The 22785-nt window shown below is 44.5% G+C and carries 20 protein-coding genes; 19 read left to right on the top strand and 1 reads right to left on the bottom strand.

All coding sequences use genetic code 11. The features are described 5' to 3' along the window. The first annotated feature begins 19 nt into the window (after window positions 1-19). The 10 genes from AC37HE_RS08665 (at window position 20) to AC37HE_RS08710 (ending at window position 11562) form a co-directional block, all read left to right on the top strand. Window positions 20-1303 carry a S28 family serine protease gene (locus tag AC37HE_RS08665; RefSeq protein ID WP_500782431.1) on the top strand — a complete coding sequence of 428 codons (1284 nt, stop codon included), beginning with the start codon at window positions 20-22 and terminating at the stop codon, window positions 1301-1303. Between the two features lie 177 nt (window positions 1304-1480). Then, window positions 1481-3598, top strand: a complete 2118-nt coding sequence (locus tag AC37HE_RS08670; protein WP_500782432.1) for a glycoside hydrolase family 36 protein — start codon at window positions 1481-1483, stop codon at window positions 3596-3598. 139 nt (window positions 3599-3737) lie between these two features. Then, window positions 3738-4172 carry a PaaI family thioesterase gene (locus tag AC37HE_RS08675; RefSeq protein ID WP_500782433.1) on the top strand — a complete coding sequence of 145 codons (435 nt, stop codon included), beginning with the start codon at window positions 3738-3740 and terminating at the stop codon, window positions 4170-4172. Further along, entirely contained in the window at window positions 4165-5334 is a 1170-nt protein-coding gene (locus AC37HE_RS08680; protein ID WP_500782434.1) for a chorismate-binding protein, read from the top strand. The genes AC37HE_RS08675 and AC37HE_RS08680 overlap by 8 nt, the downstream gene beginning before the upstream one ends. Further along, a complete protein-coding gene (menD, locus tag AC37HE_RS08685) occupies window positions 5273-6955 on the top strand; it encodes a 2-succinyl-5-enolpyruvyl-6-hydroxy-3-cyclohexene-1-carboxylic-acid synthase (RefSeq protein WP_500782435.1) in 1683 nt (560 codons plus the stop codon). Before AC37HE_RS08680 ends, menD begins: the two co-directional genes overlap by 62 nt. Window positions 6956-6965: 10 nt before the next feature. Further along, on the top strand, window positions 6966-7790 hold the full coding sequence (menB, locus tag AC37HE_RS08690) for a 1,4-dihydroxy-2-naphthoyl-CoA synthase (protein WP_500782436.1): 825 nt from the start codon (window positions 6966-6968) through the stop codon (window positions 7788-7790). A gap of 14 nt (window positions 7791-7804) precedes the next feature. Beyond that, window positions 7805-8713 (top strand): 1,4-dihydroxy-2-naphthoate polyprenyltransferase, encoded by a 909-nt coding sequence (locus AC37HE_RS08695; protein ID WP_500782437.1) that lies wholly within the window; start codon window positions 7805-7807, stop codon window positions 8711-8713. Beyond that, window positions 8714-9739, top strand: coding sequence for an o-succinylbenzoate synthase (menC, locus tag AC37HE_RS08700; protein ID WP_500782438.1), 1026 nt, complete (start codon window positions 8714-8716; stop codon window positions 9737-9739). A 114-nt stretch (window positions 9740-9853) separates the two neighbouring features. Beyond that, window positions 9854-10903 carry an AMP-binding protein gene (locus AC37HE_RS08705; protein WP_500782439.1) on the top strand — a complete coding sequence of 350 codons (1050 nt, stop codon included), beginning with the start codon at window positions 9854-9856 and terminating at the stop codon, window positions 10901-10903. Between the two features lie 176 nt (window positions 10904-11079). Beyond that, window positions 11080-11562 (top strand): hypothetical protein, encoded by a 483-nt coding sequence (locus tag AC37HE_RS08710; protein WP_500782440.1) that lies wholly within the window; start codon window positions 11080-11082, stop codon window positions 11560-11562. Between the two features lie 68 nt (window positions 11563-11630). Here AC37HE_RS08710 and AC37HE_RS08715 read toward each other — a convergent pair whose 3' ends face one another. Beyond that, a complete protein-coding gene (locus tag AC37HE_RS08715; RefSeq protein ID WP_500782441.1) occupies window positions 11631-13913 on the bottom strand; it encodes a family 20 glycosylhydrolase in 2283 nt (760 codons plus the stop codon). A gap of 198 nt (window positions 13914-14111) precedes the next feature. Here AC37HE_RS08715 and AC37HE_RS08720 point away from each other — a divergent pair, with 198 nt between their 5' ends. From AC37HE_RS08720 to AC37HE_RS08760, 9 genes are all read left to right on the top strand, one after another. Next, window positions 14112-15236: an Sb-PDE family phosphodiesterase gene (locus AC37HE_RS08720; protein WP_500782442.1), complete on the top strand. Its 1125-nt coding sequence runs from the start codon at window positions 14112-14114 to the stop codon at window positions 15234-15236. A 580-nt stretch (window positions 15237-15816) separates the two neighbouring features. Continuing rightward, the gene (locus AC37HE_RS08725; protein ID WP_500782443.1) at window positions 15817-17223 is read left to right on the top strand and encodes an anthranilate synthase component I family protein; all 1407 of its coding nucleotides are present in this window, start codon (window positions 15817-15819) and stop codon (window positions 17221-17223) included. A 27-nt stretch (window positions 17224-17250) separates the two neighbouring features. Continuing rightward, complete coding sequence (locus AC37HE_RS08730; protein ID WP_500782444.1) at window positions 17251-17820, top strand: anthranilate synthase component II; 570 nt, start codon at window positions 17251-17253, stop codon at window positions 17818-17820. A 71-nt stretch (window positions 17821-17891) separates the two neighbouring features. Continuing rightward, window positions 17892-18884 carry an anthranilate phosphoribosyltransferase gene (gene trpD, locus AC37HE_RS08735; protein WP_500782445.1) on the top strand — a complete coding sequence of 331 codons (993 nt, stop codon included), beginning with the start codon at window positions 17892-17894 and terminating at the stop codon, window positions 18882-18884. Window positions 18885-18922: 38 nt separating this feature from the next. Then, window positions 18923-19711: an indole-3-glycerol phosphate synthase TrpC gene (gene trpC, locus AC37HE_RS08740; protein WP_500782446.1), complete on the top strand. Its 789-nt coding sequence runs from the start codon at window positions 18923-18925 to the stop codon at window positions 19709-19711. A gap of 10 nt (window positions 19712-19721) precedes the next feature. Next, window positions 19722-20354 (top strand): phosphoribosylanthranilate isomerase, encoded by a 633-nt coding sequence (locus AC37HE_RS08745; protein ID WP_500782447.1) that lies wholly within the window; start codon window positions 19722-19724, stop codon window positions 20352-20354. Between the two features lie 10 nt (window positions 20355-20364). Beyond that, window positions 20365-21546, top strand: a complete 1182-nt coding sequence (trpB, locus tag AC37HE_RS08750; protein WP_500782448.1) for a tryptophan synthase subunit beta — start codon at window positions 20365-20367, stop codon at window positions 21544-21546. A gap of 13 nt (window positions 21547-21559) precedes the next feature. Beyond that, window positions 21560-22342, top strand: coding sequence for a tryptophan synthase subunit alpha (trpA, locus tag AC37HE_RS08755; RefSeq protein WP_500782449.1), 783 nt, complete (start codon window positions 21560-21562; stop codon window positions 22340-22342). A gap of 216 nt (window positions 22343-22558) precedes the next feature. Then, window positions 22559-22753 carry a hypothetical protein gene (locus AC37HE_RS08760; RefSeq protein ID WP_500782450.1) on the top strand — a complete coding sequence of 65 codons (195 nt, stop codon included), beginning with the start codon at window positions 22559-22561 and terminating at the stop codon, window positions 22751-22753. The last annotated feature ends 32 nt before the right edge of the window (window positions 22754-22785 follow it).

Raw genomic sequence — 22785 nt, forward strand, 5'->3', positions numbered from 1 at the left:
ATAACTAAAAGCATTTGCCATGAAATTCAGAAGCCTTCCCATTATTCTCTTTTTTTTGTTGATCTTTCTTTCGGGAAATGCACAGGAACTACTAACCTTTCTGAAAGAGCAACCACAGATTAAACAAATTGAAGAAATTAGTGGGAATCCGTTTTTTAAGCACACCTATGTAGTCATGATCAAACAACCCTTAGATTACAAGGATACCACTCATGGCTTCTTCCTTCAACGTGTATTTATTGCTGAAAAAGAGCCCCAAAACCCAACGGTATTGATAACTGAAGGCTACGATGCAAACTACGCTGAAAGCCCGAAGTACATAAACGAACTTAGCAAAATAGTAAACGGAAACCAGATTTGTGTCGAGCATCGTTACTTTGGAAAATCAACATCAAACCCGCTAAACTGGGACTACCTGACCGTAGAAAATGCGGCGAATGACCATCACCGAATCGTAGAACTTTTTAAGCCCTATTTCACCGGGAAATGGCTGAATACAGGAATCAGCAAAGGCGGACAAACAGCCTTAGCTCATCGAGCCTTTTATCCGAAGGATGTTGATTTAACAGTTGCCTACGTAGCACCTTTAAATTTTGGAGTCGAAGATGGCCGGCACGAGCCATTTATAAACAAATTAGGAACAGATTCCTGCCGAAAAGCGATCTATCAAATTCAATGTGAATTTCTAAAACGCAGGGAATCCATGAAAAAATTACTGCAGTCATATTGCGATGAAAAAGGTTACCACAGCCGTATGACTTACGACGAAATGATCGACTTCATTACACTCGAATTTCCATTTGCATTCTGGCAGTGGGGAGCATCATGCAACGAAATTCCCGACACCTCAGTCAGTGACTCAACGCTCTATTCCTATTTCACAACGATCAGCGAACCCGACTATTTCACCGACGAAGGTTCCAAACAGTATCAATCATTTTTCTACCAGGCAGAACGCGAACTCGGCTACTACGGCTACGACATCACACCATTCGAAGGTCTAATCTCAATTTCATCAGCTAAAGGTTATCTCGAAAAATACATGCTTCCGGAGGGGTGCACGGTAACTTATCACCCGGAAACTTCGTTAATGGTCGACCGGTTTCTTAAGACCAAAGCGAAGAATATAGTCTTAATTTACGGAGAGACAGATCCCTGGTCGGCAACAGCAGCTGAACTTAACCCCGATCATTCAAATTGGAAGATTGTTGCCCCCGGAGGGAGTCACAAAACACGAATTCAAAGCTTGCCTGAAGATACAAAGCTAAAAGTCATTACATTTATCCGGAGAAAAATGAGATAACCCGCAGCTTTAGGAGCATGGTAAAGAGAATGCACCTTTTATACAACATATCACTATCGCTCAAGTTAAGGCTTAAAGATCTCGTTTTGACCAGAACTTTTTAGCAAATTTGCAGGTCAAGATGTTAAAAGGTGTTAAATACACCAGGCGCTAAACAAACAAAACTAAAATTCCGACATGTCCTCTAATCCTATCGAAAGACGAAATTTCATCAAATTATTGGCTGCTGGAATCGGGAGCACGCTCTTGCCGATCCGTTCATTAGCTGATTTACCGATAGCAGGAGAAGTTGCCGGCCCTGTAAAATTCAAACTTGGTAAGTCCGAATGGATTTTACACAGCGATGGTACATTCGACCTCATTGCCGGATCAATTCGCTTACGCAATTGCCGCCCAACAATAGACGGGCAAAGTATTTTCGTCCGGAATACCTTCATGGGCGATTCACCCAAAGGGAAACGCATAATCTACGAGTTGAACGGGAACAGCTTTGTTATGCTCGACTTAAAAATCAATAACGGTTCAGTATCAGTTGGGGCCGAATTGAGCAGTATGTCGAGAGCGCCGTTCTACTTCTGCCCACTTGGCCAGGCTCGGATTGAAAATGTCGATCGTTTCTTTAAACAAGGATTGGGACAAGGAGGACCATCCGGTATTTATTCAATTCCTCAATCGTCAACTGCCGACTGGGGAAATGCCCTCGGGGAGCAAGCTTGGTCGTATGATTCCTATCTAACAACAGCTTTGTTGTCTCCCCGAAACGAAACGCTGGCCATTAGCGCCTACGATCACTATGATTTTATTCAACAGTGTAGTATCTATAATCGCCCTCACCGTAAAGGTCTTTACGACCGGTATGCCGATAAAGAAGATGTATTTTTCGATGCCGGGTTTGTGATGGAAAATATTCCACTACAAAACGATTTTATCAAGCTACCGGACATTTACATTGTTCAGGGCAACAATCCGTTTGATACACTGCAACATATCGCCTGGAACATTTCAGAGAACATGGTTGCCCGCAAGGACACAAAAACCAGTTACCACTGGAACTCCTGGTATGAGTACCAGCAGGATTTTTCATTTGAACAGTTGAAAGAAGTTCTGCAAGGTCTGGATGATATTAAACCAAAAATCCCGCTTCAGACAATTCAAATTGACGATTGCTACTGTGTGTTGGGTGATTGGCTCGAAACAAACGACCGCTGGCCAAGAACCATGGAAGATGCTGCCCGCGAAATTTTTCAACGCGGATACCGCGCCGGCATCTGGCTTGCCCCATTTGTGGTCGATAGCCGAAGTAAAATTTTCAAGAACCATCCGGAATGGGTAATCCAGGATTTGGAGGGAAAACCGATTCAGCAAGATAATTTTAGAGACGGGAAATATTATGCACTGGACGGTAGCCACCCCGAAGTGCAAAAATATATTGCCCGGGTGTTCCGAACATTTCGAAAAATGGGCTTCACCTTTTACAAAACCGCTTATTTAGGCTGGGGACTGAAGGACAGTACTGATATAAAACGCTATAATCGTGATAAAAGCTCTGTCCAAATTCTGGTTGACGTTCTCAACATTATTCGGGCTGAAATTGGCGCCGGGGCATACTGGATGGCCAGTAACGCACCTTTTGCTCCGTTGATTGGCTTTGTCGATGGAATGCGTATCTCATCCAACGTGGATAGCGACTGGACACCGGGTGGAATTGGGAATATGTTCCAGGAGTCGTACAATTGCCAATACTTTAACAATGTCTACTGGCAGAATGACCCGGATACCATTTTCCTTCGCGATGTTAACAACAACTTATCCGATATTGAAAAGAAAAGTATTGCACTTTGGGATGGTATTCTTGGCGGAACAGTCAATACGTCCGACCGGTTTTCAACATTAACCGAGGAGCAGCTTAACTTATGGCGATTCCTGCAACCGCAGGATCGTCCGCAAAGTGCCGTTATCCCCATGTGGAGCTACGATGACCTAGGCAAAGTTGCCGTAAGAAGATACAAGTCGGAAAGAGCCTGGGGTATTTTAGTTGTAAACGACACCGATACACCACTGAAAAAATCATATAAAATTGAACATTTAACAGGTGACGAAAGTTGCTGGCTATTTAAATGGACCCCTTCCGATTGTATGCCATTAGGCAATCAAACCGACATTGAAATTTCACTCAAGCCACACGAGTCTATCCTACTCTATGCCAGTGAAAATAACAACGATGCTCCATCGGATCTTTCAATTAGCGGCGTGAAGCTGGACAAATATCTTCGAAAACATAACCTGCTGGATTAAGTAGAAATACCCAAAAAAACAGGAAGAGCCTTAATGTACAATTCAACAGTACGGCTCTTCCTGTTTCAATTCAACCGGGAAACACTTCTTGAAATAAAAACTTAACACTATTTTAGGGCTTCAATTTAGAAAGACGATTATGGATCTTAGTCAGTTGAATGCCAAAATCCCGGTTGACTTGCTTAATGCATCAATGCAAAACAGTTTAATCAGCAACTTAGGGATTCAGATTGAATCGGTTAAAGAAGGGGAGGTAGTAGCAAGCATGCCGGTTTCAGACAAAACAAAGCGCCCCGGCGGTATTTTACATGGTGGTGCAAACCTGGCTTTGGCTGAAACCATCGCGGGTTTGGGCAGCATCCTGCTGATTGACAGCCGCGAATATGATGCCAGGGGAATTCAGGTTACTGCAAACCATGTTGGCGGGGTAAAGGAAGGACGGGTTTTGGCCACTGCAAAAATCATCCACCAGGGAAAACAAACCCACGTTTGGAATGTTGACATTACCAGAAATGACGGGAAGTTGGTATCAACCGCCCGCGTGACGAATATGATTATTAAGAAGAATGATTAAGGGAGAATTGTATACATCTTTTTTCGATCAACTCTTAGCGAAGAATCGACCTTTTGCAGCATGGTCAATGCCCGGAGAATTAACTCCGGAAATCTTACTGGGAGAACTTTCCGATATTCTTTTACTGGAAGATTTCAATAAGCTGAATGGTCAGGAAGGATTTGTTTTTGCCCCATTTCGCATCAGTGATGATTCTCCGCTAATCCTGATGAAGCCCGGAATTTATCTGAAAGATGAGGAAGCAGTAAGTTCGTTCAACCTGGACAATTTACCGGCCATTGAGAATTGTAGTGAAAACAGGGATTTTCACATTATCAGTCATGAACAATACCTGAAAGATATTACGGAAACGATCAAAGTGATTCAAACCACCAAATTGTCGAAAGTAATTGTTTCCCGGATCATTCCGGCCAAAAGAGGAAACGAGTCTATCGGCGAACTGTATTTGCAATTACGACGCCAAACACCCAATGCTTTGGTTTACCTGGTCAACCTACCCGGCGCCGGTCTATGGATGGGGGCAACGCCGGAAGTGCTCCTGCAATCCAAAGGGAAAACACTGGAAACCGTATCTCTGGCCGGAACACAATCCCGCCGTGATGATTCAGATTACCGCTGGCATACCAAAGAAATTGAAGAACAAGCCTTCGTTTCGCGTTATATGCTCGATGTTTTTTACAAATTCAACATTCATCCTTATACTACGCAAGGTCCGGAAACACTGGAAAGTGGAACGGTGGCTCACCTGAAAACCAGCTTTAACTTTTCAGCCAAAAAGGTTGATGATCGTTTAGGCGATTTTGTCGCTGAGTTACATCCAACACCAGCTGTCTGCGGATTACCCAAGTCGAAAGCACATCGCTTTATTTCGACCATCGAAAAACATGAGCGCCGCTATTATTCAGGCTACCTGGGACCATGGCGGATGAACGATTGCATCAGATTATTTGTAAATTTGCGTTGCATGGAAATTACCGCCGATTATTACATGCTATATGCCGGAGGCGGAATTACCGGTCGCTCCGTCCCCTCTGAGGAATGGGAAGAAACGAAGAAAAAAGCAACAACGCTATTATCAGCCATCGAGGCTGTTCAAACGAATGATATCAACAAAAAAACACATTCAGCAACTGGCTTCTTTACTGCTGGCCAAAGGAATTGACGATATTATCATTTCACCCGGATCGCGCAACGGACCAATGACACACACCTTTGCCGGATCAGGGCTGTTTAATTGTCGCAACATTGTCGACGAACGCAGTGCCGCCTATTTTGCTATGGGTTTAGCCCATGCCAAGCAAAAGCCGGTAGTCCTGGTTTGCAGCTCGGGTACCGCAACTTTAAATTACGCACCGGCAGTTGCCGAAGCTTTTTACCTGAATATTCCATTGATTGTGCTTACGGCCGATCGCCCGGATTACTGGATTGATCAGGCCGAAAGTCAATGCATTCAGCAACAGGGGATCTACCAAAACTTCACAAAAAAGGAAGTCAGCTTACCTTTGGGTGAAAGTGACAAGGAACTGTGGTTTGCTGCCCGCGAAATCAATGCATGCCTCAACCTCGCAGTTTCCGGCACACCGGCTCCGGTTCATATCAATGTTCCACTGGAAGAGCCCTTGCATGATTTACTGGACGCAGAATTGCCGCAAATAAAGGTGATTGAAGAAGAGGAAATTACCTCTGTTTTGACCGACGCCGCTATTGAAAAACTGGTACAAAGTTTTAACCAAAGCGGAAAAGTACTGATCCTAGCCGGTCAACAAGTCCCCAACCCGGGATTGGAAAACTTACTGGCTGAGATCGTTGAAAAAACAGGCGCTGTCGTTCTGAAAGAGCACCTGGCAAACCTGAATGATCCGCAATTTTGCGGAAGCATTGATACCCTGCTGGCGGCCATGTTGGCAGATGTGCCGGAACATTTTCAGCCGGATCTGCTAATTTCCTTCGGTGGTCAATATGTTTCGAAAGCCTTAAAACAGTTTCTTCGGAAAAATAAAGCTGCCCAACACTGGCATTTGAGCTTATCAAACGAGCATTTCGACACCTACCAATCGCTTACGAAAGTGATTTCGATGGATGCAGCAGACTTCTTTGCAGTTCTTCAACCACAGTTATCAAAAAATGGGAAAGAATATCTTCAACTTTGGAAGAACAAAGAGAGTCAGGTTAACAAACTGCGCGATCAATATATCCCCAAAACAGAATGGTCTGATCTGGCGGCTTTTGAACAGATCAGAAAAGCAGTTCCAGAAAACTCAGTTGTTCATTTTGGGAACAGCTCTCCGGTTCGTTACGGACTGATTTGTGCTGCGGTCCCCAACACACATTATTTTGGCAACCGAGGTACAGCAGGTATCGATGGACCGATGTCGACAGCCGTTGGCTTTGCCCACGAATCCGAAAAACTAAATACGATTATCCTGGGCGACTTGTCGTTCTTCTACGACTCGAATGCCCTGTGGAACAATTACGTGGGCAGCAACTTCCGGGTGATTGTCATTAACAACCGGGGTGGCAACATCTTCAGCCTCATCAAAGGGCCAGGAGAATCTCCGGCTTTCCAGGAACATTTTTTCACTGAAAATAAGTTTAAAGCGGAAGGCATTGCCAAAACATTCGGACTGGATTATTTCAAAGCTGGAAACGCCGAGGAATTGGAAGATGCTTTGGCAGAATTCTATTCCCCCCGACAACAAGCCCCCGCTTTGCTCGAGATATTTACCGATGCGGAAATCAACACGAAAACCTTCCGCGGATTATTCAAATTTGTCAAACAATAAACACGATACAATGAGTACTAAAAGACAATGGGAAACCATTAAAGAATACGAAGATATTTTCTTCGACTATTACGATGGTATTGGAAAAATCACGATCAACCGCGAACATGTACGCAACGCCTTCCGTCCAACGACGGTGAACAACATCAGCGATGCGCTGCACATCTGCCGCGAGGATAACCGGATCAATGTGATCGTACTGACCGGTGCCGGCGACAAAGCATTCTGTTCCGGTGGCGACCAACACGTAAAAGGAACCGGTGGTTATATCGACGAGAACGGAATTCCACGGCTGAACATTCTGGAAGTTCAGAAACAAATCCGCAGCATGCCCAAACCGGTAATTGCAATGGTGAACGGATTTGCCATTGGTGGTGGTCACGTGTTACACGTGGTTTGCGACATCAGTATCGCCAGTGAAAATGCCATCTTCGGCCAAACCGGACCAAAAGTAGGCAGCTTCGATGCCGGATTGGGATCATCCTATTTGGCCAGCATCGTTGGTCAAAAGAAGGCCCGCGAAATCTGGTTCATGTGCCGCCAATACTCGGCTGCTGAAGCACTGGAAATGGGCTTGGTAAACAAAGTGGTTCCTTTCGACCAACTGGAAGACGAAGTGGTTGCCTGGGCTCAGAAAATGCAGGAACACAGTCCTCTGGCGTTACGCATGCTCAAGCTTGGGTTGAACGCCGAATTGGATGGTCAAATTGGCATCCAGGAGTTTGCCGGAAACGCAACCCTGCTTTATTACCTAACTGAGGAAGCTCAGGAAGGAAAACACGCATTCCTGGAAAAACGCAAACCAGATTTCAAAAAATATCCGAAGTTCCCTTAATTCGTTGAGCATACATGGCAACACCTAGAAGTTGGATCAAAGCAGCACGACTGCGTACTTTACCGCTGGCTTTGTCGGGCATTCTAATGGGCTCGGCACTGGCCGCCTTTTACGGGGCTTTCAACCTCTCCGTTTTCATTTTAGCCGTTGTGACGGCAACCCTGATTCAGGTTTTCTCGAACTTTGCCAACGACTATGGCGATTTTCAAAAGGGAACCGACAATCATCAGCGGTTAGGGCCAACACGCACCATGCAAGGTGGAGAAATCACGCCTGCTGAAATGAAAAAAGGGATGATCGTGGTCGGCGGACTAAGTTTCCTATTAGGTATTGCCCTGGTCTACGCCGGAACCTGGGGATGTTGCAAAGTTGCCTTTTTCGGCTTCATCGGGCTGGGCATACTGGCGCTACTGGCCGCCTACTTCTATACAGCAGGTAAAAAGTCATATGGCTACATCGGGCTGGGCGACCTTTCTGTCTTCCTGTTCTTTGGATTGTTACCGGTGATCGGCGTTTTCTTTTTGCACAGCAACTTTTTCGAGACAGCGATAGTTTTGCCGGCCATCAGCATGGGCTTTTTTAGCGCCGGAGTTCTGAATCTGAACAACATGCGCGACATCCAAAACGACCAGCAGTCGGGTAAAATTACGATGGCCGTGAAAATGGGAAGCCGCAACAGCCGCATCTACCACATCGCGATTATCAGTTGGGGGTGGATTGCTGCCGTTGCTTTTACCCTGCACCAACAGGAGTCGGCCTGGCAATGGCTATTCTTACTGGCCTTACCCCTCTTCCTGATTGATTTGATCAAGATCTACAACACCAAGGAAGACCGTTTACTCGACCCATTCCTGAAACGCCTGGCTTTGGGAACGCTGGCATTCACGCTGCTGTTCTCGCTCGGGCTAATTTTAGCATACTAGATGATCGCTTATTTCAAAAAATACGAACTCGAATTTAAACAGCCTGCCGGCACTTCCCGCGGGGTACTGAAGACGCGCACCGTTTGGTATTTGTATATCGAAGAGAACGGACAAACCGGCCTGGGTGAATGTGCTCCGCTTCCGGGACTGAGCAAAGAAACACCCGAACAAATCGACTATCTCATTGAAGATGTTTGCTCGGACCCGATGCACTTTTTCGAGAATGAGGAGCTGCTACTCGATTATCCATCTCTGCGCTTTGCGTTGGAAACTGCTTTGTTGGACCTGCAAAACGGGGGTAACCGGATTCTTTATCCTTCAGCCTTTACGGAAGGGAAAGCAGGGATTCCGATCAATGGGCTGATTTGGATGGGCGAAGCAGAAATCATGAAGCAACAAATTGATGCGAAACTCGCAGCCGGATTTCGTTGTATTAAACTGAAAATTGGTGCCATTGATTTTGAGAAAGAGTTGCATTTACTGCAATCTATCCGGGAACGCTTCAGTCCCGAACAAATTACCCTCAGGGTAGATGCCAACGGTGGTTTTAAGGTGGATGAGGCGTTCCAAAAACTCGAACGGCTTGCCGAACTGCAACTGCATTCCATCGAGCAACCAATTATTGCCGGACGGTGGGCCGATATGGCCAAACTGTGCGACAACACACCCTTGCCAATTGCACTGGATGAAGAGCTTATTGGCCTCAACAAACGTGAAGACAAAGAATTATTACTCGATATGGTACGTCCGCAATACCTGATCCTGAAACCGAGCTTGCATGGTGGGATTTCGGGTTGCGACGAATGGATTGAACTGGCCCGAGACCGTAATGTTGGCTGGTGGATAACCTCGTATCTGGAGTCGAATATTGGGCTGAATGCCATTGCACAGTGGGCTTATACAAAAAATGTACACATGCACCAGGGGCTGGGAACCGGACAACTCTTTACCAACAACATCGAGTCGCCTCTGGAAATCCGGGGCGAGCAGTTGTGGTTTGACCCGGCAAAAGGGTTCGGACTGTAGTGGCAGAGAGCCCGGGGCATAGGGCATGGTGCGGGAAATTACGAATTGACATCAAAAGTCGCGGTCTTCAGTCGCAGTCGCAGAAAACCGAACTTGGAACTTAAAACTCGAAACTTGGAACTTTTTCCTTCACATATCACCTTAAACGGACAATCAACAACGATTGAACGTCTGCTTGCCAACCGACAAAATACCGCTGGCTGGGAGCGAGACTGGCTCGACTTTTTGGAAGAATGGTATAACGATCGTGATTACATCGAAGTGAAAACATCCGGAAGTACCGGTGAACCGAAAATTATCGCCCTGAAAAAAGATTTTGTAGCTGCCAGTGCGCAGCGCACCATTCGCCTTTTTAACCTAAAAGAAGGCGACCATATTCTGCATTGCCTGCCTGCCCGTTACATTGCCGGAAAGCTAATGGTCGTTCGGGCACTATTAGGACAACTGGATTTACACGTGGTTGACCCGGCTAGCAACTTCGAAATTCTTCAATCCAACATTCACTTTAAATTCGCCGCCATGGTGATCAACCAGGTTGATAAGCTTTGGAACTTGCCTGATTGGAACCTGGACTTTCTGTTACTTGGTGGCTCGGCGATTCCTAAACCACTCGAGGATAAGCTTCAGTTCGTTCAAACAGTCTGCTATTCGAGCTATGCCATGACCGAAACAGCTACGCACATCGCCCTAAGGCAGTTGAACGGAGCCGGACAAGATGCTTATTATCATTGCCTCGACGGGATTAGCGTTAGCTTAAACGAGACTGGCTGTGTACGCATTCAAATGCCCGGACTCGAAAACGGGTTTCTGCAAACAAACGATCTGGGTGAATTGAAGAATGAGCACACATTTCGTATCATGGGGCGTGCCGACAACCGAATCATATCGGGAGGTCTGAAGTTTTCGCCCGAAGAATTGGAAAAAAAACTGGAGACTGCCATCGACCTTCCTTTCTACATTTCCTCGAAACCGGATGAGCGCCTGGGTGCCCGGCTGGTGTTAATCGCCGAAGGTACAGAAAACCCCAGACTGATTTCCCAACTGCGAGAAAGTTGTACCAAGCATCTCACGCGTTACGAACAGCCACGCGAAATCATCTTCATTCCGAAGTTGCCCCGAACCGGAAATGGCAAAATCAAACGCCTAACGCCCGACCAACTGTAAAGCCGCCAACCATCGGTTGCATCCTAAAGAAGCCTGTGAAAATTTCACAAGCACCAAAATAACTGCCGTGGAGTCTCTAAAAATTTTAGAAGAAGTAATCGCCCAAAACGTAAAAACATGCAATTTTTACATCTGAAGCCGCTAAATTGCAGGTCGATTAGAAAAAGCTGAGAAACATGAATAAACTTCAATTGAAAGTTGAAACCAAACAACACTTGGATCGGGCAAGCCTAAAGGATCAAAAGCAACCACTGGCCCAACAACTGGCCAATGCTCTGACGGAAATTGGTTTTTCAAAAGTGGAAACGGAGGGCAATGAAATCCGCTTTAAGCCCAACATGATGGGTGACGCGCCCGAATCGTTTCAGCGGCGTTACGGCGAAGGTGCTCTCGTTATTTCGGAAGGCGAAACAATTGAACTGAAACTAAAAACCGACAAAACCAAAACATTCTTCTCGTTGCTTTTCGGGAGTTTATTTGTTTTCGTATTAGCCAACTACGGCTTCCTCAAACAGCCCGAAGTAAATTGGGCTTTCCTGCTGGTTTTCGACGCTATTTTTATCGTTGTCAGCAGCATCCAGCTCATGCGAACCCGTTGCAACTGTAAAGACAAACACGAGGAATTACTGGACATGCTGAAAGAAAGGCTAACCCAATAAACACCAAAAGAAAGAGGTCTTAACAAATGAATTGCTAAGACCTCTTTTGTATGATCTGTTTTTGATCTCTATTTCTTAAAGAAACTGCCGGCAGGCACTTCAACCAACTCGTCGCTGCCCGGCAACTTATAGCTTAGCTTAATGCTTTGCCCGTAGATGGTGTTGAACAGTTTCAACTTAACCGGATAATAACCGGCCTTCAGCTCAACTTGCCCTGTTCGCATACAATTATAATTAAAGCCATCGTCATCAATCACCAACTGATCGCCCAGGTACATGCCCGAACCACACGAACTATCCAATAAGAAATAGTACACTCCATCCTTTGGCAACTTGATGTAACCATTAAACTCCCAGCCTTTATTGCTGTCCTTCATATCGTCCGGGATTGAAAGACCTTCAACGAACGTTGTTTTCACAGCATCACCGCCAAGCTCATTAAACGAGCGGAACGGTCCATCGTAATAATTGCATTGCAAACCTTTTTCCGGATTCTTCAACTTCACCGGTTTTATCGGTTGTCTCTTCAATACTGAAGTGACGGTATAACTTCGTGTACCGTTTTTCAGGAAACTGGCAACTTTCAGTGTTACATCGCCATCCAGTTTAACGGTAAAAGGCCCGTCATAAACCTTCGAAAAATCAGTTGGCTCACTGCCATCGGTCGTATAGCGCATCACTGCCGACTCAGCCGCACAACTTAACTTGATCGTTACCTCTTTGGAACTGAAAAATTCCATTGGGCTCAAACCTTCAGGGGCAGGTACCCGAAGATGAATACCATCCTGAGCCAAACGGATATAGTTATCGTCCATCCGTTGCTCAAAATCAGCAAAATCTTTATTCTCCGGCTGTGTCCACTGCACCTCGGCCAAAGCACACAGACGCGGATAAATCATATATTCCAAGTGATCAGCAGTGGTAATATATTCGGTCCAAAGATTAGCCTGTGCTCCCATTATCAAATGTTGCTTGTCTTTATCCAAATCAGCAGGAACCGGGTCATAGCTGTACACCTTCTCCAAATCTGTTAAGCCACCAATCGCTGTTTCCTCATTTGGATCGGTTGACTGGTAGTGATCGAAATAACACCATTGTCCCGGCGTCATTACGACTTTATGTCCCAGCTTTGCAGCGGCTTTTCCTCCTTCTTCACCGCGCCACGACATTACCGCTGCATTCTCGGCCAATCCGCCTTCAAGAATCTCATCCCAGCCAATGAGCTTTTTACCTTTTTTCTCCAGGTAATGCTCCATACGCTGAATGAAGTAGCTTTGAAGCTCATGCTCATCTTTACAGCCTTCTTCTTTCATTCGCTTTTGGCAAAGCGGGCATTTCTTCCAATTTTCCTTCGGACATTCGTCGCCCCCAACATGGATATATTCACCGGGGAACAAAGCACAAACTTCATCCAAAACATCTTCCAGAAATTTGAAGGTTGATTCCTTTCCCGCACAATACACATTTTCCGACACACCCCACAGTCTCCAAGGCTTCAGTGTATCATTAAAGCAGCCTAACCAAGGGTACGCAGCCAAAGCAGCCTGCGCATGTCCGGGCATTTCAATCTCGGGGACAATCGTAATATGACGAGCTGCAGCATAAGCCACAACATCTTTTATTTGCTCCTGCGTATAGAAACCACCCTCCTTCACACGATCAAATTTATGCGGAGCATCAGCCATGTGACCAATAACGGTCCCATCACGCCAGGCCCCAACTTCGGTCAGCTTTGGATATTTCTTGATCTCAATCCGCCAGCCCTGATCATCGGTCAGATGCCAGTGAAAGGTGTTCAGCTTATATTTAGCCATCTCATCAATCAGCTTTTTAACGACATCAACCGAGTAAAAATGACGACACACATCCAGGTGCATTCCGCGCCACTCAAAACGAGGTTGATCATCAACACTGATTAGCGGTAAATTAACAGCCCCTTTGTTCAAGGGTGGAAACAATTGCAAAAATGTTTGCACTCCATAAAACACACCCGCTGAAGTCTTTCCGATAATTTCATACTTCTTATCAGACGATCGAATTTGATAGGCTTCCTCTCCCTTCAGGTTGTCGTCAAGCTTTAAGACAACTGAATTGTTTGCGGACACATTTTTAGTTATAAAAAAATCAAAGCCCGTTGCTTCCTTCAATGCAGCCTTCAAATATTCAGCTTCTCCGGCCAGTTCATCATCAGCACAAACAATCTGAACATCATCAGTAACTGTAAAGTCACCAGGAAGTATCACCAGATGGTTTGGTTTGGGCACAATACTGAGCGGTGGCTCTCCTGCCTTGGCCAGCAACTGTGTCGTAATACAAAGGCTAAAAGCCAGTAATGTCAAAAATTTACTCATGTCTAACTATTGTGATTTAAGTTCGGTGGTAAGATACAATTAAAAAGCGAAGCGTTTAAATAGGCCTTCCGGATTGAATGGAAAACTTAAAACAACCTTCGTAAAGCAAATAACTCAAAACCCACAAAAAACAATTCTTTAACAGTCCTAACAATATCTATTCAAAGCTTTTATGTAAATTGCGCAAAAATTGCTTTCATGAAAATGCTTATTCGTTTAGGGATCCTCATATCGCTTAGCTTGCTATTGGTATTGCCGGCAGTAAACGGGCAAAGCCGTAAGGAAATACACATACCCAACATTCTTGGCTATCAAACACTCAAGTGCGATTTTCACATGCATACTGTCTTCTCCGACGGAGACGTGTGGCCCACAGTTCGGGTTCAGGAAGCCTGGCGCGAAGGATTGGATGTCATTTCAATCACCGACCATATTGAGTTCCGTCCGCACTCCGTCGATATGGAGGCCGACCTGAATCGTCCTTACGAAATAGCTAAACCGTTGGCTGACCAACTTGGAATTGTGCTTATCCCCGGTGCCGAGATTACCCGAAATATGCCGCCGGGACACCTCAATGCTATTTTCATCAAGAATGCCAATTTACTGGAGCGAGAAGATTGGTGGGAAGCCTGTGTTGAGGCCCGCGATCAGGGAGCTTTTGTATTTTGGAATCACCCGGGATGGAAGGCTCAACAACCCGACACCACGATTTGGTGGCCCGAGCATACCCGTTTGATGAATGCTGGAATTCTGAAAGGAATTGAAATTTATAACGACAAAGATTTTTATCCGGAAGCTCTAAAGTGGGCACAGGAAAAGAACCTCGTCATTTTGGGCAATTCGGATCTGCATGCACCAAGTACACAGGAATACTGCGAAGGAAATTTGAAGCGGCCAATAACCTTGGTGTTTTCGATGGACAAAACAGAAAGTGCCATAAAAGCAGCATTGGTTGATAATCGCACGGCCGTACTTTTTAATGATACCTTAATTGGAGAACGTCGTTTCCTGACTCCAATTTTCATCAGCGCAATCCAACTAAAAACGAAAAAGCTGAACCTGAAGAACCAGGATATTAAATACCTGCAGATTTATAACAACAGCGATATCCCATTCAAGTTACACCAGCGGCAACCCTCTGTTGGGTTTTCCTGTCCTGAAGAAATTGTGTTACCCGCTAACCGAACAGTATCAATTGAACTGACGGGAACATCAGAAGAAGTGGAGCAAATGCCGGTATTGAAAATGTTTTATGAAGCAACCAACCTGATAACCAAACGAGGTGAAGCACTACCGGTGAATATAGACATTCCCAATATCTAAAAATTCGTTTAAAACAGCACATAAAAAAAGCGGTGGAACTTTATCCACCGCTTACCTCCAAACAAACAACTAAAATTACCTTTCATACTTTGCAGTGCTCAACCAATCAACCCCAATAAATAATGATAAAAAGAATAAAAAAGAACTGCAAAGCTTTACTGATTAATACGGCGAGTCAATTTCTTTTGTTTCAAGTTTAAAACATTCTTTAAAACATTCTTTTTCAGTGAACCTTTTTTGAAAGTATATTTTAACTCTCATCTTTATTGCATCTAAAAATTTGCTTTTGAGTAAAATATTTCATTTTTTTACAACTCGTTTTACGACTTAATGAATAAATACAATATGGCTTCCGTGGTGGGGTCTTCTTGATTTTAGAAGTTTATAGCCATATTGGTATTTTTAAAAATATAACAATGCATACAAGAATGACAACAATTTGGTGGTGGCGCAACTACTTTTCACAATACCGTGGAGAGGCGTAGCTATCATGTCAATTTTGTATGAAAAAGCGGCTTATCGGACACGGTAAGCCGCTTTTTTGTTTTACACATTTTCAAAAAATTTAAATGCACTAAATATGAAACCTATTCAAGTACAAGTTAACGTCAAGAAGATCCTGGGCGACACGCTTACTCCGGTCAGCGTTTATCTCAAGTTCCGGGACTTATTCCCAAATTCGGTGCTATTAGAAAGTTCCGATTACCATGGCAACGAAAATGCCTGTTCATTTATCTGCATCAAACCACTGGCCGGCTTTATTGCTGACGAAGGTACAATCAGCATTGAATACCCCGGGCAGCCGAAAGAAACAATCCGGGTGGAAGACCACTTCTCAGTTGAACGCGAGCTAAATAACTTCTACAAATCCTTTCAACTAACCGGAGATACCAAAGAAGCGCCAGCTAACGGCTTGTTTGGGTATTTAAGTTACGACTCCGTAAAGTATTTCGAGAAAATTGAAATTAAAACGGAAAAGAAAGAAGCTTACGCGGTACCTGAAGTTCGCTATCACTTTTATAAATACATTCTGGCAATCGATCATTCGAAAGATATGATTACGCTGATCGAGAATTTACCGGAAGGCGAACAAGCGGAAATGCACAATATTGAGTCGCTGCTACGGAACCTGACCTTCCAAACAACCTCTTTCGACACCGTTGGCGAAGAAGTTTCGAACATCACCGACGATGAATATCGCTACATGGTAACAAAAGGCAAAGAGCACTGTTTCCGCGGCGATGTTTTCCAAATTGTACTATCCCGCCAATTCTCCCAAGAATTTAAAGGCGATGATTTCATTTTGTACCGTGCCCTTCGGTCTGTGAATCCATCGCCTTATTTATTTTTCTTCGATTACGGCGATTACCGTATTTTCGGATCCAGCCCCGAGGCAGAACTGCGGATCAAGAGAGGTCGTGCAATCATCAACCCGATAGCCGGGACATTCCGACGTACCGGTAACGATGAGCAGGATCGCCTGTTAGCTGAAAAGCTTTGTGCCGATCCTAAAGAAAATGCGGAACACGTGATGTTGGTTGACCTGGCCCGAAACGACCTTAGTCGGAATGCCAACGATGTCCGGGTTGACAACTATCGTGAAGTCCAATATTTCTCACATGTGATCCACCTGGTTTCCGAGGTTTCCGGAAAACTTCCCGAGGAGTCAAATATGATTTCTGTTTTAGGAGACTCATTTCCTGCCGGAACTCTCTCCGGAGCACCCAAGCACATGGCCATGCAATTGATTGACCGTTACGAAAATCAACGTCGCAGTTATTACGGTGGTACGATCGGTTTTATTGGATTTGACGACAGCCTGAACCATGCTATTATGATCCGCTCATTCCTCAGTAAGGGTAACACCTTATACTACCAGGCCGGTGCCGGAATTGTTGCCCGTTCGGTAGAAGAAAATGAATTGCAGGAAGTCAATAATAAACTGGCAGCCCTGAAGCGGGCCATTGAGATTGCCAAAGAAATTTAATTGCCTATAATTTTAGATAATACGACCATGAAAATAGTCATCATAGATAATTACGATTCATTCACCTACAACCTGGTGCATGCCATCAAAAAAATATCAGGCCAGCCTGTTGACGTTATTCGTAACGACGAATTGGAATTGAGTGATCTGGAAAAATACGACAAGATTGTTCTTTCTCCAGGACCGGGAATCCCAACCGAAGCTGGCTTATTAATGGATATCATTAAAGAATTTGCTCCGCGAAAGAGTATGCTGGGTGTTTGCCTGGGCCATCAGGCAATTGGAGAATCATTCGGAGCTAAATTAACCAACATGAGCCAGGTTTTACATGGCATAGCAACGCCAATTTGTGTAACTTCGCCCGACCCGGTCCTTTTTGACGAACTTCCGGAAAAATTCGAAGTTGGTCGCTATCACTCCTGGATCGTCGACCAGGAAGGATTCCCCGAATGTCTGGAAGTGACAAGCCTCGATGAAAATGGCCAAATCATGTCGCTAAAGCATAAAGAGTACGATGTGCGAGGTGTTCAATTCCACCCCGAATCGGTACTTACCCCGTTAGGCGAAAAACTGATTGCCAACTGGCTAAAAAACTAGAGGATATCGATAAACAGGTCCACAAATTTAGACAACACTAGTTTCTCTGAAACTTAAAATTGAAACTCGTTATGAAAGATACATTAAATTACCTTTTCACTGGGAATAACTTAAATAAAGAACAAGCCTGCCAGGTTTTGACTCAAATAGCGGAAGGAAAATATTCGGAAGCAGAGATTGCGTCCTTCCTGACAGTTTTCCGGATGCGTCCGATAAAAGCCGAAGAGCTTTCCGGCTTTCGTGAAGCTTTGCTAAATCTTTGCGTAAAGGTCGACTTCTCGGAATTTAATACCATCGACGTTGTTGGAACGGGAGGCGATGGCAAAAACACCTTCAATATTTCAACGGCAAGTTGCTTTGTACTTGCCGGAGCCGGATATAAAGTGACCAAACACGGGAACTATGGGTTATCGTCGGTTAGCGGTGCTTCCAACATGTTCGAGTATTTTGGCTACAGCTTCAGTAACGATATCGATAAGCTAAGAAAAGAGCTTGATGAAATCGGTATCTGCTTTTTCCATGCACCACTTTTTCACCCGGCTATGAAAAATGTTGGCCCGGTACGCCGCGCATTGAAGGTTCGCACAATATTCAACATGATGGGACCAATTATCAACCCATGCTCACCTAAGAACCAGCTGGTGGGAACGTCCGATCTGGAAATTATGGATTTGTACAATCAGGTGTTTGAAGCCGGCGACCAAAACTACATGTTGGTTCATGCACTCGATGGTTACGACGAGGTGTCGTTAACCAGCGATGCCCGCTACATGACAAGGGACACCGAAGATAACCTGTCGCCTGCTGATTTTGGCTTTACAACACTGAAACAGGAAGAACTTTCCGGTGGGAACTCCGTGGAAGATGCGGCCAAAATTTTCAAGAACATCATGAACGCTGAAGCAACAACAGCTCAGCAGAATGTGGTTATTGCCAATGCGGCTCTCGGCATTAAATGTATGTGTCCTGAGAAACCGTTAAGCGATTGCGTTGCCGAAGCAACCGAAGCTTTGAAAAGTAAAAAAGCTCTGGCTGTTTTCAACAAGTTGATGAATACGAAATAAGTAGTCAGCAGAAATTTTTGAAACTTGAAATGACACAAATGACAATTTTAGACGAAATCAATAATAATAAGCGCCGCGAAATTGCCGAGGCCAAAGAAAAAATTAGCCTCGACGATCTGAAGAAATCGCCGTTTTTCAACCGTAAAACAAATTCGCTGAAGGAAGCCTTGCGATGCCCGGGTGCCAGTGGTATTATTGCCGAGTTCAAGACAAAATCGCCATCCAAAGGGATGATCAACGAAAACGCTGAAGTTTCGGAAGTGACTTCGGGATATGTTCAGGCCGGCGTTAGTGGTCTATCAGTTTTAACCGACCTAAACTATTTTGGTGGTTCTTTTGACAACCTCGCAAAAGCGAGATTTACGAACCCGAAGACGCCAATTCTACGTAAAGATTTTATGCTTGACCCTTACCAGGTTTATGAGGCAAAAGCACATGGTGCTGATTTGATCCTGTTGATTGCAGCAAGTTTGTCAAAAGACGAAATGCTGAAAATGACAGAACTGGCAAAAGAGATGGAACTGGAGGTGTTGGTTGAAGTGCATACGGAAGAAGAGATTGAAAAACTGAACCCAATGGTTGACCTGGTTGGTGTGAATAACCGGAACCTGAAAACTTTTGAAGTTGATGTAGAGACATCGGTTCGATTAGGTAAGCTTTTACCGGAAGATATGATACGGATCTCGGAGAGCGGACTTTCATCGGTTGAAAATATTCATTACCTCCGGAACCATGGTTTCGAGGGTTTCCTCATGGGGGAAAACTTCATGAAGACGGAAAATCCTGCTCAGGCTTGTATCGATTTCATTGAAAAATTAAACGCTTAGACTTCTTCTGATGAACGCACTAAAAGTAAAAGTTTGTGGCATGCGTGATCCAGAAAACATAGCAGCCGTCTGTGCAGCAGAACCGGATTATCTGGGCTTCATTTTTTACGCAAAATCGAAACGCTACGTTGGAGACCTTCCTGATGCTACTACTTTCACCCAAGTACCGGAGGCCATTCAAAAAGTCGGCGTATTTGTTAATGAAGAAGCAGAGCAAGTAATTGCAACTTGTGAAAAATATGCACTGCAAGTTGCTCAACTTCATGGGAACGAATCCGCCGAATATTGTCAACGTATCAAGAAATCGGGCTTAACCGTATTTAAAGCATTTTCGGTAAGCAATGATTTCGATTTTGGACAATTAGAGCAATACATCGGAACTATTGACTATTTTCTTTTTGATACCAAAGGAAAACTCCCGGGAGGAACAGGCAAAAAGTTTAATTGGGAAATTCTTCAGCACTATCAGCTGGATCTACCCTTCTTTTTGAGTGGCGGGATCCGTCTCGAAGATGCACTGGAAATTAAAGCCCTCAACATGCCGCAGCTTTATGCTGCAGATATCAATAGTGGTTTCGAAATGAAACCTGCACTAAAAGACACAGAAAAAGTGACTGCATTTATTCATCAAATTAGAAATTAAAAAACACAATATGAGCTATCAAGTTAACCGAAAAGGATACTACGGAGAGTTTGGAGGAGCATTCATACCCGAGATGATGCACCCAAACATTGAAGAGTTACAGGAAAAATACATGGAGATTATTAACTCCTACAATTTCCGTCAGGATTTCATCAACCTGCTAAAACATTACGTTGGACGTCCCTCACCGCTATATTACGCGCGCCGGATGTCTGAAAAATATCAAACTAATATTTTCCTTAAGCGTGAGGACCTGAACCATACCGGTTCGCACAAGGTGAATAACACGATCGGCCAGATTTTGCTGGCCAAGGCATTGGGAAAAACAAGAATCATTGCGGAAACAGGAGCGGGCCAGCACGGTGTAGCTACGGCAACGGTCTGTGCCCTGATGAATATGAAATGTATCGTTTACATGGGAGCTTTGGACGTACAGCGTCAGGCACCAAACGTAAAAAAAATGCGTATGCTAGGCGCTGAAGTTATTGCTGCTGAATCGGGCAATAAAACACTGAAAGATGCCACAAACGAAGCCATGCGCGACTGGATCAACAATCCGGTAGATACGCATTATATTATCGGATCGGTTGTGGGGCCACACCCTTATCCGGATATGGTTGCCCGCTTTCAATCGGTAATCAGCGAAGAAATAAAGTGGCAGCTCGATGAGCAAATGGGCCGTGAGTTACCAACCAGGGTAATCGCCTGTGTAGGTGGCGGGAGTAATGCAGCTGGTGCATTTTACCATTTCCTGGATAATGAAAGCGTTGAATTAATTGGTGTTGAAGCAGCCGGAAAAGGAGTTGACACCGAAGAAACAGCCGCAACATTAACCCTCGGAAAACCAGGTGTTTTACACAGCTCCCGTTCCTATGTAATGCAAACTCAGGATGGCCAGATTATTGAGCCTTACTCTATTTCAGCTGGTCTCGACTATCCCGGAATTGGACCTATGCACGCCAACCTGCATGCGACCAAACGAGCCAAATACCTGTGGGCAACCGACGAAGAAGTTCTGGATTCAGCTCTTGAATTAACCCAACTGGAAGGAATCATTCCGGCACTGGAGTCGGCTCATGCTTTGGCGGCATTGAAAAAAATCGACTTGAAACCGGAAGATATCAATGTTATTAACCTTTCGGGGCGCGGTGATAAAGACATGGAGACCTATTTAAATTATTTTGGCTACTGATAAAATCAATATCATGAAAAACAGAATCAATCAACTATTTCAAGATAACAAGGGAAATATCCTTTCAGTTTATTTTACAGCTGGCTATCCTCAGCTAGATGATACCGTTTCAATCATCGAGAAGCTGGCAGCAAATGGGGTGGATTTGATCGAGATCGGGATGCCTTTCTCAGATCCTGTTGCCGACGGACCGGTAATTCAGCAAAGCAGCCTTGTCGCATTAAAAAACGGGATGACGATTGCCAGGCTATTTGAGCAACTTAAAGGGATTCGCGAAAAAGTGAATATCCCGCTCATTTTGATGGGCTATCTTAACCCGGTTCTTCAGTTTGGAATAGAGGAATTTTGTCACAAATGTGCAGAAGTGGGCATTGACGGATTAATTCTTCCCGACCTTCCACTGAATGAATATCACGATAACTACCGTGAAGTGTTCGCGCGTCACAACCTGCACAATATTCTGCTTATTACGCCACAAACCAGTGAAAAGCGCTTGAAGGAGATCGATGAAGCATCGCATGGTTTCATTTACATGGTTTCAAGCTCATCAACAACCGGAGCAAAGAGCAGCGTAGCCGATTTCCACCTCGACTATTTTGAGCGCATCAAGAATATGAACCTGAACAACCCGAGACTAATCGGCTTTGGAATCTCAAACAAAGAGACTTTTGATAATGCCTGTCAATATGCACAAGGCGCAATTATTGGAAGTGCCTTTGTTAAAGCACTTGGCGAGGAAGGAACACTTGACCAAAAGATTTCAACCTTTGTTAATCATGTTGTAAACGGTATTTAATTGGAGTAGATTTTCTTTGACCTGACTAAAAAATTAGATGTTTTTAAACAAGGAAAAATGTTAACCGGAGGAGTAGACTGAAGTACAAAGCATTAAAAAGTGAACGAATGGTAGTATCCGGTTAAACTTTGTTAAGAGCCGATCTCCGGTTTGGATATTCGTTTTTCCTACCTTAACTTTAAACAACCACAATTAAAAAAATAAAACGTTCAAACCATGAATGAATATGCAAAAGTGATCCTGCCAAAGGTTAGTTTTAGCAAAGACCTGTTCCGAAAAGAATTGACCAAGTGCATTAAATGGGCCGAGAAACCCGAAGAACTGGATGACTTAACCAAATGGTGTTTTGAAAATTTCGCGGAAACCCATCCCGAAATTCTAAAAAAAGTTTTTACAAATACAGCTGCATAAGCAACAAAGGCTCCGAAATTTCGGAGCCTTTG

This window comes from Mangrovibacterium sp., from assembly GCF_059905295.1.